A 12,578-nucleotide genomic window follows, 5' to 3' on the forward strand; every position below is an offset into this window, starting at 1 on the left:
TTTCCAACAGGCAACCTTTCCTCTATAGAGGGCCCCATGTTTGCAGATAAGGACAGATCCGGCGTGGCAGAGAAGACTGAGAAGGCCGAAAGCGGCCTGTGGGAAAACGTCAAGGTAATCATCCAGGCGCTGCTGCTCGCCGTCGTGATCCGCACCGTGCTTTTCCAGCCCTTCACCATCCCCTCCGGATCGATGATGCCGACCCTGCTCGTCGGCGATTATCTCTTCGTCAACAAGTTCTCCTACGGCTATTCGAAATATTCGCTGCCGTTCTCGCCGAACCTGTTCTCCGGCCGCATTTTCGCGAGCGAGCCGACGCGCGGCGACATCGTCGTCTTCCGTTTCCCGCCGAACCCCGACATCGACTACATCAAGCGCCTCGTCGGCCTGCCGGGCGACCGCATCCAGGTGCGCGACAGCGAGCTCTTCGTGAACGGCGTGCCGGTCAAGCGCGAGCACAACGGCTTCTTCCGCGCCGACGACCAGTACGACACCGGCGAGGACGTGCCGGTCTTCCGCGAGACCATGGACAACGGCGTCGCCTACGACACGCTGGACACGCGTCCCGGCACGGTCGGCGACAACACGCGCGAGTTCATCGTGCCGGAAGGCCACTATTTCATGATGGGCGACAACCGCGACAACTCGGCCGACAGCCGCTTCGACGTCGGCTTCGTTCCGGCTGAAAACCTGATCGGCCGCGCCAGCCTGATCTTCTTCTCGCTCGGCAACGACACGTCCTTCAGCGAAGTCTGGAAATGGCCGACGAACCTGCGCTGGGACCGCCTGTTCAAGGTCGTTGAATGAAGGGCGCCATTCCGCTGAACGACGTCAACCGCAAGGCTCTCGAAGAGCTGATCGGCTATGTCTTCACCGACAAGGATCGTCTCGACCGGGCGATCACCCATGCCAGCGCGCGCCCCGGCAAGGGCAGCAATTACGAGCGGCTGGAATTCCTCGGCGACCGCGTGCTGGGCCTGTGCGTCGCCGAAATGCTGTTCCGCACGTTTCGCGAGGCGAAGGAGGGCGAGCTTTCGGTCCGCCTGAACCAGCTCGTCAGCGCGGAAAGCTGTGCGGCGGTCTCCGACGATCTCGGCCTGCACCGCTTCATCCGCACCGGCGCGGACGTGAAGAAGCTCACCGGAAAAGCCATGCTGAATGTCAGGGCCGATGTGGTAGAGTCGCTGATCGCCGCGATCTATCTCGACGGCGGGCTGGAAGCGGCGCGCGGCTTCATCCTCTCCAACTGGGAGGGCAGGGCCGCCCGCGCGGAAGGCGCGCGGCGCGACGCCAAGACCGAATTGCAGGAATGGGCGCATGCCAGGTTCGGCGTGACGCCGAACTACCGGGTCGACGAGCGCTCGGGACCGGACCACGATCCCCGCTTCACCGTGACGGTGGAGATCCGGGGCGTCGCGCCGGAAACCGGCATCGACCGCTCGAAACGGGCCGCCGAACAGGTGGCCGCGACAAGGATTTTGGAACGCGAAGGCGTCTGGCCGAAGAGCCAAGCCGCGGATTGACGGATATCATGAGCGAAGAACACGAGAACCCCGCCGAGACGAACACGAACGGTGAGGGCACGACCCGCTCGGGTTTCGTGGCGCTGATCGGCGCGACCAATGCCGGCAAGTCGACGCTGGTCAACCGCCTCGTCGGCGCCAAGGTGACGATCGTCAGCCACAAGGTGCAGACGACGCGCGCCATCGTGCGCGGCATCGCGATCCACGACAATGCCCAGATCGTCTTCATGGACACGCCCGGCATCTTCAAGCCGCGCCGCCGGCTCGACCGCGCCATGGTGACGACCGCCTGGGGCGGGGCGAAGGACGCCGACGTCATCATGTTCCTGATCGACAGCGAAAGGGGCCTGAAGGGCGACGCCGAGACGATCCTGGAGGGGCTGAAAGAGGTCCACCAGCCGAAGATCCTCGTCCTCAACAAGGTCGACCGCGTCAATCCGGAAGACCTGCTGAAGCTAGCGGCCGCCGCGAACGAGGTCGTCAAGTTCGAGCGCACCTTCATGATCTCGGCGCTGAACGGTTCGGGCTGCGAGGACGTGATGAACTATCTTGCCGCCGCGCTCCCCGAAGGCCCGTGGTATTATCCGGAAGACCAGATCTCCGACCTGCCGATGCGCCAGCTTGCGGCCGAAATCACCCGCGAAAAACTCTTCCTGCGCCTGCACCAGGAGCTTCCCTATTCCTCCCATGTCGAGACGGAGAAGTGGGAGGAGCGCAAGGACGGCTCGGTGCGCATCGAGCAGGTGATCTATGTCGAGCGCGACAGCCAGAAGAAGATCGCGCTCGGCAAGAACGGCGAGGCGATCAAGGCGATCTCCATGGCCTCGCGCAAGGAGCTGTCGGAGATCCTCGAACAGCCCGTGCACCTCTTCCTCTTCGTGAAGGTGCGTGAGAACTGGGGCGACGACCCGGCCCGCTTCCGCGAGATGGGCCTCGATTTCCCGACCTCGTGACGGCTTACGGCCGAGCCTTGACGGCGGGGCCGACTTCCAGGATGCGGTTCGTCCAGACATAGCCGGGGAATTCCTCCGGCAGGTTCTCCACCTCCTCGGCCGTGTCGATGCCGACCGTGCTGCCGCCGGTATAGGGGCCGATGAGGACCACGTCGCTGCCGGCGTCCTTCATGCGCGTCAGGAAGCGGTTCGGCCAGCCCCAGAACAGGAAGGCGTAGTTGCTCGGCACCGGCACCAGCGTGTTGCGGCAGGCCTCCGGCACATAGCCGATCCAGCCCGTGCCGAGATAGCGCAGCAGGCAGGCCTTCACTGAGGCCTTCGTGTAGCCCTTGAGGCCTGGCACCGCGGCGAGCGCCGCATCCGTCGGCTCCGCCCCGCCATAGATGCCGAAGATCTTGTCCTTCCAGGCCGGATTGGCCGCCAGCAGCGCGGCCAGCGCCTCGCCTTCCTCCGCCCGCCGGCTCTTGAAGTTGATCAGCAGCTTGCCGGCCGGATTGGCGGCGAACATGTCTTCCAGCATCGGCATCTGCCCGACGCCCTTGCCGCGGAACGGGTAGGTCTTGCCCCCGTCGGGCGTATAGCCGTAGCCGATGTCGAGCGTCTTCAGCGTGGCGCTGTCCGTCTCCTCGGTCACGCCCTGGCCGTCCGTCCGGCAGTCGAGCGTCCAGTCGTGGAAGACGGCGAATTTCTTGTCCGGCGTCAGGTGCACGTCGATCTCGACGACCTCGGCGCCCGCGGCAAAGGCCGCCTGCATGCCGGCGACGGTGTTTTCCAGGAAATCGTGTCCGGGCGGGTCGATGAGGCTTGCCGTGCAGGTGTCGTCGTCGATCCCCTCACGGCTGAAGGCCTGGTGCGCGCCGCGATGGGCCATCAGCTTCGTTGCGCCCTCCGGCGCGCTGGCGATCAGCGAACTGTTGAAGGACCAGATGAGCAGGGCGAGGCCCAGAATGAAGATCGGTGCGTTTCGCATAAAACTCCTCCTGCGGCCCCGCAAACAGGGATAGGGGCTCGCAGGAGAGACGGCAAGTGGCGGAAAGTATCAGGCGCGGGCGCGGCGATCCGGGCTCTGTGCGACCTCGCGGGCCTTTTCGACAAGCCGCTGCATCGCCCAGATGCCGATCTCATCGAGGGAGAGGGGACGGCTGATGAGATAGCCCTGGTAGAGATCGCAGCCCGCGGCGGCGAGCAGCGCCATCTTCTCCGTCGTGTCGACGCCTTCGGCGATCACCGACATGTCCTGCGCATGGCAGAGCGCGACGAGCGCGCGCAGCGTCGGCAGCGCGGCGGAGCGGGTGAGGCTTTCGACGAGCTCGCGGTCGAGCTTGATGGTCTCGGCGGGATATTCGATGATCTGCTGCACGGAGGTATAGCCCGCGCCGAAATCGTCGATCGAGATGCGGAAGCCGCGGGCGCGCAGGATCTCGATGTTGCGGCGCGACTGCTCGCCGAGCTTGACGGCGAAGGTCTCGGTCAGCTCGATCTCGATCATGCGGGCATCGATGCCGTGCCGGTCGGCGCTGTCGCAGAAATGGTCGCTGATCGACTTCGTGTAGAGTTCGGCCGACGAGATGTTGATGCAGAGGATCGTGTCGGCGCCGAAAAGCTTCTTGATCTGCCCGTATTCGGCCATCGCCCTGTCGATCACCCACCAGTCGATCTTGCTGAAGAGGCCGGTCGTCTCGGCGATCGGGATGAATTCGTCGGGCGTCACGCGGCCGAGGACGGGCGAGGTCCAGCGCAAGAGCGCCTCGCAGCCCGTCACCTTGCCGTGTCCGTCGACGATCGGCATGTAGACGAGGTGGAATTCGCGGTCGGGATCGAGGACGCGCAGCTCCTCCTCGATGCGGCGCTGGCGGTTGCGCTTCTCGTGCAGCGAGCGGGAATAGCGGGCCGAGCCGTTCTTGCCCTGGGATTTCGCCTGGTACATGGCCGCATCGGCATTGGCGACCAGCTCCGGCAGGGTGCGGGCGTCTTCCGGATAGACGGCGATGCCGATGCTGGCGGTGACCGGATAGGCCTTGTCCAGCACCGCGAAGCCTTCGGCAAAGAGCGACAGGATTTCGTTCGAGACTTCCGTGATCGTGCCGCTGCCCGGCTGGCAGCGCAGCATGATGGCGAATTCATCGCCGGAAAGGCGGGCGAAGAGGCCGGCCGGCAGGCCGCGCTCGCAGACGATTCGGGCGACGATGGTGGAGATGCGGTCGGCGAGGGTCTTCAGCAGCTCGTCGCCGATCTTGTGGCCGTGCTTGTCGTTGACGAACTTGAAGTTGTCGACGTCGATGAAGAGCAGGGTGCAGCCGGTATCCTCGGCCTCCGCCTCCTCAAGGATCTGCGTGGAGCGGATGTTGAAATATTCGCGGTTGGAAATGCCTGTCAGCGTATCCGTCCAGGAGGCGTTCTGCACGAGGTCGAAGGACTGCAGGGACTGGTCGTGCAGCCGCTTGACGTTCGCCGAGAGGCGGCCGATCTCGCCGATCTCGTTCATCTCGGGCAGGGCGCTGCGGTTGCCGGTCATCACGTCGGTGAGCTGGCGGTCGAGCCGGGCGATCGGATTGGTGATGTAGCGGCGCACCAGGCCGAGCACGAGGATGATCGTGCACAGGCTGAGCGCGATGGCGCCGAGCGCGAGCAGCGACTTCAGCGTCCACAGCCGGTTCTCGATGAAGACCGGATCCGGCGTCAGCCGGGCGAAGAGAGACGGGCTCAGCGTTGCGGTCGCGGAGAGGCTGCCCTGCGCCAGGAGCTGGTGCTGGCCGATTTCGATCGTCGTGCCGTACTCCTTCTCCAGCGCCCGCTTCATGTCGAGGAAGAGTTTTGGCCGCACCGCGGTCTGCACGAGGATCGCGCTGCCCTTGGCGCTGGCGACCGGACGGTTGAAGGTCAGCGGATCGATGAACTCCGAATGCACGATCAGCGGTTCGATGCCGGCGGCGTTGAGATAGCTCCAGGAGGAGAGCCGCGGGCTTTCGATCACCTGCCTTGCATGCCGGATCTGCTGCGGCGTGATCTCCGCGAACGGATCGTCGCTGTCCTCGAAATAGTAGTCGACCGTCAGCGGCGGGCGGATGATCGCCACGGAGATGAAGCGCTTGCGGTCGTCGGAGAGCGAGGTGATGCTCTGCTGCAGGCGCACGCCGAGCGCGGTGTTGCGATAGGCGGCATCCGGCTCGTTGACGAAGAGACGCACCGCGCCGCCCTCGACGAGCGAATAGATGAAGCTGCGGTTCTGCGTCACCTCGTTCTGGAAGACGGCTGTGAGCAGGCCCATCTGCTGCCACAGGCGCGCGCGTTCCAGCGCGAGGATGGAGGAGCTTTGCACATAGTAGATCAGCGAGGCGGCGAGCACGTAGCCAGCAAGCACGACCGGGAAGATGAGGGAGAGGGCGCGTTTACCGAGCGTCACTGATCTGGGCCAGACTGCTGATGATGCGGCGGCGGGCCTGGACCGATTGCACGGTCAGTTCCTCCTGAAACTGGCTCTTGGCCAGGATTTCCGGTGCGGCATAGATTTCGGGATTGGAGCGCATATCTTCCGGCAGCAGGGCGAGGGCGGCGGAGCTGGCGGTCGGCATGTTGAGCTTGATGGCGTTGCGGGCGCCGTTCTCGGCATTGCTGATATAATCGACCAGTTGCAGCGCCAGCGCCTTGTTGTGCGAGCGCTCGCTGACGGAGATGCAGTCGAGCCAGGAGAGCGTGCCCTCCTTCGGCACCACGTAGCGCCAGAGGCCGGGCGAGGCGACCTTGTCGTTCAGTGTGTACTGGTCGCCGCTATAGCCGAGCGCCATGTGGATGTCCGGGCCCTTGTCGGGGTTCTGCACCGAGGTGACCACATAGTCGTAGGTGAGCACATAGGGCGCCTGTGCCTTCATCAGCTCGTAGGCCGCCTTCAGCGTCTCGTTGTCGTTGGCGTTCACCGATTTGCCGAGCAGGACGAGCGGGGCGACGAAGGCCTCGGCGTGGTCGTCGTACATGGCGATATGGCCGCGCAGGCTTTCGGCCGGCTTCATCATGTCCGCCCAGGAGGTCGGCGGCGTCGTGATCTTGTCGGAGCGGTAGAGGATGCCCATCGTGCCCCACAGATAGGGCACGCCGTAGCCGCCGCAGCGGCTCGCCCAGCTCTTCGCATAGTCCTTCAGCGACGGCACGTTGTTCTGGTCCAGCGCGGCGATGACGCCGCGCTTGCCGTAGAGCCGGGCGCCGTTCTCGTTGGTCACGACGACATCGACATTGCTGTTCGGGTCTGCGAGAATCTCGTCGCGCACGTCACCGCTGTCATAGAAGGTCTGGCGCACCTTGATGCCGGTTTCGGCGGTCCAGTCGGCAAGGATCTGCTCGTCGATATAGGCTTCCCAGATCAGCAGGTTGAGGGTTGCCGCATGCGCGGGACCTTCCGCGGGGAGGGCCGCCAGTGAGACTGCTGCAAGAAAAGCGCCGCGCATGCCGAAGGCCCCGTTGCCGTTACGTGCGGTGAGGATAGACGGCAAGACTTTATGAAGCGTTACAACCTCTAAGCCTGTATTAACGGGTGTTCAACCGTGGCACAGTCCTGCCGTCCTTTCCGGCGGTGATATATATTGTGGACGTGGTCGCGGGCTCATGGGCCTGCGGTTGGCCTCCCGCCGGCCGCGCACTATGGTCGCCGACCGCGCCAACCAGAGGAATTCGACATGGCCCCGACACCGCTCAAGATCGCGAACCTGATCGCCGCCGAGATCAAGGCGACCTCCGCGCAGGTTTCCGCCGCCGTGGAACTCATCGACGAGGGGGCGACGGTGCCCTTCATCGCGCGCTACCGCAAGGAAGTGACCGGCGGCCTCGACGACACGCAGCTGCGCACGCTGTCCGAGCGGCTGACCTATCTGCGGGAGCTGGAGGCGCGCCGCGCCTCGATCCTCGAATCGATTTCGGGGCAGGGCAAGCTGACGGACGAGCTGGCCGCGAAGATCGCCACTGTTTCGACCAAGGCGGAGCTCGAGGACATCTACCTGCCCTACAAGCCCAAGCGCCGCACCAAGGCGGAGATCGCCCGCGAGCGGGGCCTCGGCCCGCTCGCCGAGCAGATCCTGGCCGATCGCGCGCAGGTGCCGGCGGCGCTGGCCGAAAAATTCCTCTCGGCCGAGGTGCCGGACGTCAAGGCGGCGCTGGAGGGCGCGCGCGACATCGTCGCCGAGCAGTTCACGGAAAATGCCGATCTCCTCAAGCGCCTGCGCGACTACATGAAGGACAATGCCTTCCTGCGCTCGCGCGTCGTCGAGGGCAAGAAGGAGGCCGGCGCGAAGTTCTCCGACTATTTCGACCATACCGAACGCTGGGCGACGGTGCCCGGCCACCGGGCGCTCGCCATGCTGCGCGGCTGGAACGAGGAGTTCCTGTCGGTCGACATCGTCGTCGACCAGGACAGCACCGAGGCCGTCAAGCCGGTGGAGCGCATCATCGCCTCCTTCTATGCCATCGGCACGAAGCCCGGCGACAAGTGGCTGGCCGAGGTGATCGGCTGGACCTGGCGGGTGAAACTCTCCATGTCGCTCTCGCTCGACCTGATGCGCGAGATGCGCGAACGGGCCGAGGAGGAAGCGATCCGCGTCTTCGCCCGCAACCTCAAGGACCTGCTGCTCGCCGCGCCCGCCGGCACGCGCGCCACGATGGGCCTCGATCCGGGCATCCGCACCGGCGTCAAGGTCGCCATCATCGACAATACCGGCAAGGTGCTGGAGACGACGACCGTCTATCCCTTCCCGCCGAAGAACGACGTGCGCGGCACGCAGGCCGAGCTCGCCAGCCTCGTCCGCAAGCACAGGATCGAGCTGATCGCCATCGGCAACGGCACCGGCAGCCGCGAGACGGAGAAGCTGGTGGCCGACATGCTGGCCCAGCTGCCTGCGCCCAAGCCCACCAAGGTCATCGTATCGGAGGCCGGCGCCTCGGTCTATTCCGCCTCGGAGACGGCTGCCGCCGAATTCCCCAACCTCGACGTCTCGCTGCGCGGCGCCGTCTCCATCGCCCGCCGCCTGCAGGATCCGCTTGCCGAACTGGTGAAGATCGAGCCGAAGTCGATCGGCGTCGGCCAGTACCAGCACGATGTCGACCAGGGGAAGCTTTCCCGCTCGCTGGATGCGGTGGTGGAAGACGCGGTGAACGCCGTCGGCGTCGACCTCAACACCGCCTCCGCGCCGCTGCTCGCGCGCGTCTCCGGCCTTGGAAAGTCTTCGGCCGAGGCGATCGTCGCGCATCGCGATGCCAACGGTCCGTTCGAAAGCCGCAAGGAGCTGATGAAGGTCCCGCGCCTCGGCGCGCGCACCTTCGAGCAATGCGCCGGGTTCCTGCGCATCCCGAACGGCAGGGAGCCGCTCGATGCTTCCTCGGTGCACCCGGAAGCCTATGGCGTCGCCAAGAAGATCGTCGCGGCCTGCGGGCGGGACGTGCGCACGCTGATGGGCGACAGTGCGGCGCTGAAGAGGCTCGACCCGAAGGTGTTCGTCGACGAGCGCTTCGGCCTGCCGACGGTGAAGGACATCCTCGCCGAACTGGAAAAGCCCGGCCGCGACCCGCGCCCGGAATTCCGGACCGCGACTTTTGCTGACGGCGTCGACGACATCAAGGACCTCAAGGTCGGCATGTTGCTGGAGGGCACGGTGACGAATGTCGCCGCCTTCGGCGCCTTCGTCGATATCGGCGTGCACCAGGACGGGCTCGTGCACGTCTCCCAGCTCGCCGACCGCTTCGTCAAGGATCCGCACGAGGTGGTGAAGGCCGGCGACGTGGTGAAGGTGCGCGTCACCGAGGTGGACGTGCCGCGCAAGCGCATCGGCCTCACCATGCGCAAGGACGGCGGCGCGCCGGCCGCCCGCGACAATGCCCCGCGGGGCGACAGGAACGCCCAGATGAAGCCGAAATTCAGCCAGGCGGCGCCCAAGCAGCAGGCGCCCGCGCAGGGCGCCTTCGGCGCGGCGCTGGCCGAGGCGATGAAGCGAAAATAAGGCATGCCCTAGTTTTCCTAATGGCTGTCGGCAGAAATCGTCGTTTGTCCTGAACCGCCCCGCCGTCCATTGTTGCGGCGTGGGCGGGCTCAAACGGACCGGGCCGCAAGGCGCGGTCGGTATCCGACAGACAGGAAAGCAGACATGACGATCACGATTTCACGCCGGCAGGCCATGGCCGGCGCCCTTCTTGCCGTTCCCGTGGTTTCCGCGCTGGCGGCCGGCACCAGCCTTGCCGCCGGCGGGGACCTCGCGCAGCGGCTTGCCGCGCTGGAGGCGCGTCACGGCGGGCGCATCGGCGTTGCCATACATAATCTCGCGACAGGCGCGCGGCTCGGTCACAACACGGAGGAACGCTTCCTGATGTGCAGCACCTTCAAGGCGCTGCTGGCGGGCCACATCCTCGCCCGGGTGGACCGGGGCGAGGAGACGCTGGACCGGCGCATCGTCGTGAAGGAAGCGGACCTCGTGGACTGGTCGCCGGTGGTGGAGAAACGTGTCGGCGGGGAGGGTATCTCGATTGCCGAACTCTGCGAGGCGACGATCACGCTCAGCGACAATGCCGCCGCCAACCTGCTGCTCGCCGCATCGGGCGGGCCGAAGGCCGTGACGGCGTTCCTGCGCGGTTTCGGCGACGAAGTGACGCGGCTCGACCGCACGGAGCCGACGCTCAACTATCATGAGGCGCCGGACGACGAGCGCGACACGACGACGCCGACCGCCATGGTGGAGACGCTGCGCAGGCTGCTCTTCGCCGAGGTGCTGTCGGCCCGTTCGAAGGCGCAGCTCGCCGCCTGGTTGGTGATGAACAAGACGGGCGACACGCGGCTGCGCGCCGGTTTCCCGGCCGACTGGATGACCGGCGACAAGACGGGCACGAACGGCGACAAGGCCGGCAATGCCAACGATGTGGCCGTCGCCTGGTCGCCGGACCGCGGCGCCGTCATCGTCGCCGCCTTCTGTGAAATCCCCGGAATTTCCGGCGACGAGCGCAATGCCGTCATCGCCGAGATCGGGCGCATCGCGGCCGAGGTCTGAGGCTGGGGCGCCGTCCTCGCGGCGGCGGCGCCTCAACCCTCCAGCTCACCCTTGAGCGCCGAAAGAACGCTCATCGCGTGGCCGGCATACCGGCTGATCCAGCGGTCGTGGATCGCCTGGATCGGCAGGGCATTGAGGTGGTTCCAGCGTTCGCGGCCCTCGCGGCGGGCGACGATCAGGTCCGCCTCTTCCAGCACCTTCAGGTGCTGCATGACCGTGCAGCGGTCCATCTCCGCGAAACGCTCGCACAGCGCGCCCGTCGTCAGCGGCGCATCCTTGATCGCATCCAGCATCTGCCGCCGTTTGCCGTTGGCCAGCGCCTTGAAAACGGCGTCCTCTTTCGATTCGCTTGACATGTTATGTTTTTATAACATATTTTGGCGGCAGACAAGATCGAGAGGGGCCGTGCGCCCCGGAGGAGGACGGCATGACGCTGGAATTTCGTGTGAACGGGCGCATCGGCAAGCCGGTCGCCGAGGTCTTCGACGCGGTGGTCAATCCGAAGAAGCTGAGCGGCTACTTCACGACCATCGGCGGGGCGAGCGCCCCGCTGGTCGAGGGCACGACGGTCACCTGGTGGGGCATGGCCCCGGTCATCGTCGACAGGGTTGAGGAGAACGCGCTGATCGTCTTCCGCTGGGATGCGATGGTGGACGAGGGGGAGGCGCCCTACAAGACGCGCGTCGAGATGCGCTTTGCGCCGCTGGAGGACGGCGGCACGATGGTGACCATCGCCGAGACCGGCTGGCTCGACAACGCCCGCGGCCAGAAATCGTCCTACATGAACTGCGAGGGCTGGTCGCAGATGCTGGCCTGCATGAAGGCCTATGTCGAATACGGCATCAACCTGCGCGAGGGCTATTATCCGAGCGAGCTCAAGGGCGTGGTCGCCTCCGAGCAGCAGGATTTCACGTGAGGCGGGAGGTTGCCATGACGGCTGAAATCAAGGGCGGCATCAACATCGCCATGAAGGTCCCCTCGCACCAGTACGAGGCGACGCTCGCCTTTTACCGCGACGTCGTCGGGCTGGAGCCCTTCGACGACAAGGCCCCGGCAAGAGGCTTCCTGCTCGGCCCGAACCGGCTGTGGATCGACGAGGCACCGGGCTACAGCCAGGCGGAGGTGTGGCTGGAGCTCTTCACGCCCGACCACAAGCTCGCCCTCGGCCATCTGGAGCGGAACGGCGTCGTGCGCTGCGATCCCATCGAGGATCTGGGCGCGGGCTTTCGCGGCGGCTGGGTGATGAACCCGGCCAACATCGTGCACATGGTGCGCGAGCCCGACGCCTGGTGATGAAACCGGTCCGGGGACGGGCGCAAGGCCGCCCCCGGGAAATGCCTCAGATGGCGGCGCGCGGCGTCAGGCCGTCGGCGGCGGCCATCGGCACCGGCTGGTCGGCCGGCGCCTGGTGCTGCAGCACGACGACGCGGCTGCCGGTCGGCACGCGGCCGTAGAGGTCGATGATATCCTGGTTGAACAGGCGGATGCAGCCGCTCGACACCGCCTTGCCGATCGACCACGGCTCGGACGTGCCGTGGATGCGGAAGAGCGTGTCCTTGCCGTCCTTGTGCAGGTAGAGCGCGCGCGGCCCGAGCGGGTTGGTGAGCCCCGGCTCCATGCCGCCGGCCCATTTCAGGTTCCGCTCCGGCTCGCGCGCGATCATGTTCTGGGTGGGCGTCCAGCGCGGCCATTCCGCCTTGCGGCCGATGCGCGCGCCGCCCTCGAACTCCAGTCCCGCCTTGCCGACGCCGATGCCGTAGCGCATCGCCATGCCGTCGCCCTGCACGAGGTAGAGGAAGCGGTTCTGCGTGTCGATGACGATGGTGCCGGCCGGCTCCGCCGTCTGGTAGGCGACCTGCTGGCGGAAATATCTCGGATCCACCTTGCTGATATCCATTGCCGGCAGCGGGAAGCGCTCGTCCGGATGCGGCCCGTACATGGCGACATGCATCGGGTCCGGCCCCTTCTTCACCGGCTTGGCGGTGGTGGCGCAGCTTGCGAGCGTCGCCGCAAGGGCAAGGAGGGCGAGGGGGCGGAGAGCCGCGAAAGCGCGGGCGCGGGACACACACATGAAGGGGGCACCTGTC

12 protein-coding genes are annotated in these 12,578 nt (G+C 66.0%); 7 read left to right on the forward strand and 5 right to left on the reverse strand.

Going from position 1 to position 12,578, the window contains the following annotated elements; translation table 11 throughout:
• The first annotated feature begins 36 nt into the window (after positions 1-36).
• Genes lepB through era form a run of 3 tightly spaced genes read left to right on the forward strand, consistent with a single transcriptional unit; the run spans position 37 to position 2,476 of the window.
• Positions 37-807, forward strand: a complete 771-nt coding sequence (gene lepB, locus AABQ55_RS10195; RefSeq protein WP_280531173.1) for a signal peptidase I — start codon at positions 37-39, stop codon at positions 805-807.
• Positions 804-1,523, forward strand: a complete 720-nt coding sequence (gene rnc, locus AABQ55_RS10200) for a ribonuclease III (RefSeq protein WP_244770073.1) — start codon at positions 804-806, stop codon at positions 1,521-1,523. The genes lepB and rnc overlap by 4 nt, the downstream gene beginning before the upstream one ends.
• A gap of 8 nt (positions 1,524-1,531) precedes the next feature.
• Entirely contained in the window at positions 1,532-2,476 is a 945-nt protein-coding gene (gene era, locus AABQ55_RS10205) for a GTPase Era (RefSeq protein WP_272804933.1), read from the forward strand.
• A 4-nt stretch (positions 2,477-2,480) separates the two neighbouring features.
• Here the strand turns inward: era and AABQ55_RS10210 are convergent, their stop codons facing one another.
• The 3 genes from AABQ55_RS10210 to AABQ55_RS10220 all read right to left on the reverse strand — a co-directional run bounded on the left by AABQ55_RS10210 (position 2,481) and on the right by AABQ55_RS10220 (position 6,915).
• A complete protein-coding gene (locus AABQ55_RS10210) occupies positions 2,481-3,446 on the reverse strand; it encodes a glycerophosphodiester phosphodiesterase family protein (protein ID WP_272804934.1) in 966 nt (321 codons plus the stop codon).
• Between the two features lie 69 nt (positions 3,447-3,515).
• Positions 3,516-5,879, reverse strand: a complete 2,364-nt coding sequence (locus AABQ55_RS10215; protein WP_272804935.1) for a putative bifunctional diguanylate cyclase/phosphodiesterase — start codon at positions 5,877-5,879, stop codon at positions 3,516-3,518.
• Positions 5,866-6,915, reverse strand: coding sequence for a polyamine ABC transporter substrate-binding protein (locus AABQ55_RS10220; RefSeq protein WP_244770077.1), 1,050 nt, complete (start codon positions 6,913-6,915; stop codon positions 5,866-5,868). Before AABQ55_RS10220 ends, AABQ55_RS10215 begins: the two co-directional genes overlap by 14 nt.
• Positions 6,916-7,143: 228 nt before the next feature.
• Here AABQ55_RS10220 and AABQ55_RS10225 point away from each other — a divergent pair, with 228 nt between their 5' ends.
• Positions 7,144-9,453 (forward strand): Tex family protein, encoded by a 2,310-nt coding sequence (locus AABQ55_RS10225; protein ID WP_272804936.1) that lies wholly within the window; start codon positions 7,144-7,146, stop codon positions 9,451-9,453.
• A 144-nt stretch (positions 9,454-9,597) separates the two neighbouring features.
• Complete coding sequence (gene bla, locus AABQ55_RS10230; RefSeq protein ID WP_272804937.1) at positions 9,598-10,491, forward strand: BKC/GPC family carbapenem-hydrolyzing class A beta-lactamase; 894 nt, start codon at positions 9,598-9,600, stop codon at positions 10,489-10,491.
• Between the two features lie 32 nt (positions 10,492-10,523).
• Here the strand turns inward: bla and AABQ55_RS10235 are convergent, their stop codons facing one another.
• Complete coding sequence (locus AABQ55_RS10235; RefSeq protein WP_272804938.1) at positions 10,524-10,847, reverse strand: ArsR/SmtB family transcription factor; 324 nt, start codon at positions 10,845-10,847, stop codon at positions 10,524-10,526.
• A gap of 71 nt (positions 10,848-10,918) precedes the next feature.
• Here AABQ55_RS10235 and AABQ55_RS10240 point away from each other — a divergent pair, with 71 nt between their 5' ends.
• On the forward strand, positions 10,919-11,407 hold the full coding sequence (locus AABQ55_RS10240; RefSeq protein WP_272804939.1) for an SRPBCC domain-containing protein: 489 nt from the start codon (positions 10,919-10,921) through the stop codon (positions 11,405-11,407).
• Between the two features lie 14 nt (positions 11,408-11,421).
• Entirely contained in the window at positions 11,422-11,784 is a 363-nt protein-coding gene (locus AABQ55_RS10245; protein ID WP_244770082.1) for a hypothetical protein, read from the forward strand.
• 46 nt (positions 11,785-11,830) lie between these two features.
• Here AABQ55_RS10245 and AABQ55_RS10250 read toward each other — a convergent pair whose 3' ends face one another.
• Positions 11,831-12,562: a L,D-transpeptidase gene (locus tag AABQ55_RS10250; protein ID WP_272804940.1), complete on the reverse strand. Its 732-nt coding sequence runs from the start codon at positions 12,560-12,562 to the stop codon at positions 11,831-11,833.
• Positions 12,563-12,578 lie beyond the last annotated feature (16 nt).

It is taken from the genome of Shinella sp. WSD5-1, assembly GCF_963942435.1.
GTDB lineage: Bacteria > Pseudomonadota > Alphaproteobacteria > Rhizobiales > Rhizobiaceae > Shinella > Shinella yambaruensis.

Bases quoted from the DNA above. Each gene is read 5' to 3' on its own strand.
- AABQ55_RS10235 (WP_272804938.1), bottom strand. From the start codon at position 10,847: ATGTCAAGCGAATCGAAAGAGGACGCCGTTTTCAAGGCGCTGGCCAAC.
- AABQ55_RS10225 (WP_272804936.1), top strand. From the start codon at position 7,144: ATGGCCCCGACACCGCTCAAGATCGCGAACCTGATCGCCGCCGAGATC.
- rnc (WP_244770073.1), top strand. From the start codon at position 804: ATGAAGGGCGCCATTCCGCTGAACGACGTCAACCGCAAGGCTCTCGAA.
- AABQ55_RS10220 (WP_244770077.1), bottom strand. From the start codon at position 6,915: ATGCGCGGCGCTTTTCTTGCAGCAGTCTCACTGGCGGCCCTCCCCGCG.
- era (WP_272804933.1), top strand. From the start codon at position 1,532: ATGAGCGAAGAACACGAGAACCCCGCCGAGACGAACACGAACGGTGAG.
- AABQ55_RS10245 (WP_244770082.1), top strand. From the start codon at position 11,422: ATGACGGCTGAAATCAAGGGCGGCATCAACATCGCCATGAAGGTCCCC.
- AABQ55_RS10240 (WP_272804939.1), top strand. From the start codon at position 10,919: ATGACGCTGGAATTTCGTGTGAACGGGCGCATCGGCAAGCCGGTCGCC.
- AABQ55_RS10250 (WP_272804940.1), bottom strand. From the start codon at position 12,562: ATGTGTGTGTCCCGCGCCCGCGCTTTCGCGGCTCTCCGCCCCCTCGCC.
- lepB (WP_280531173.1), top strand. From the start codon at position 37: ATGTTTGCAGATAAGGACAGATCCGGCGTGGCAGAGAAGACTGAGAAG.
- bla (WP_272804937.1), top strand. From the start codon at position 9,598: ATGACGATCACGATTTCACGCCGGCAGGCCATGGCCGGCGCCCTTCTT.
- AABQ55_RS10210 (WP_272804934.1), bottom strand. From the start codon at position 3,446: ATGCGAAACGCACCGATCTTCATTCTGGGCCTCGCCCTGCTCATCTGG.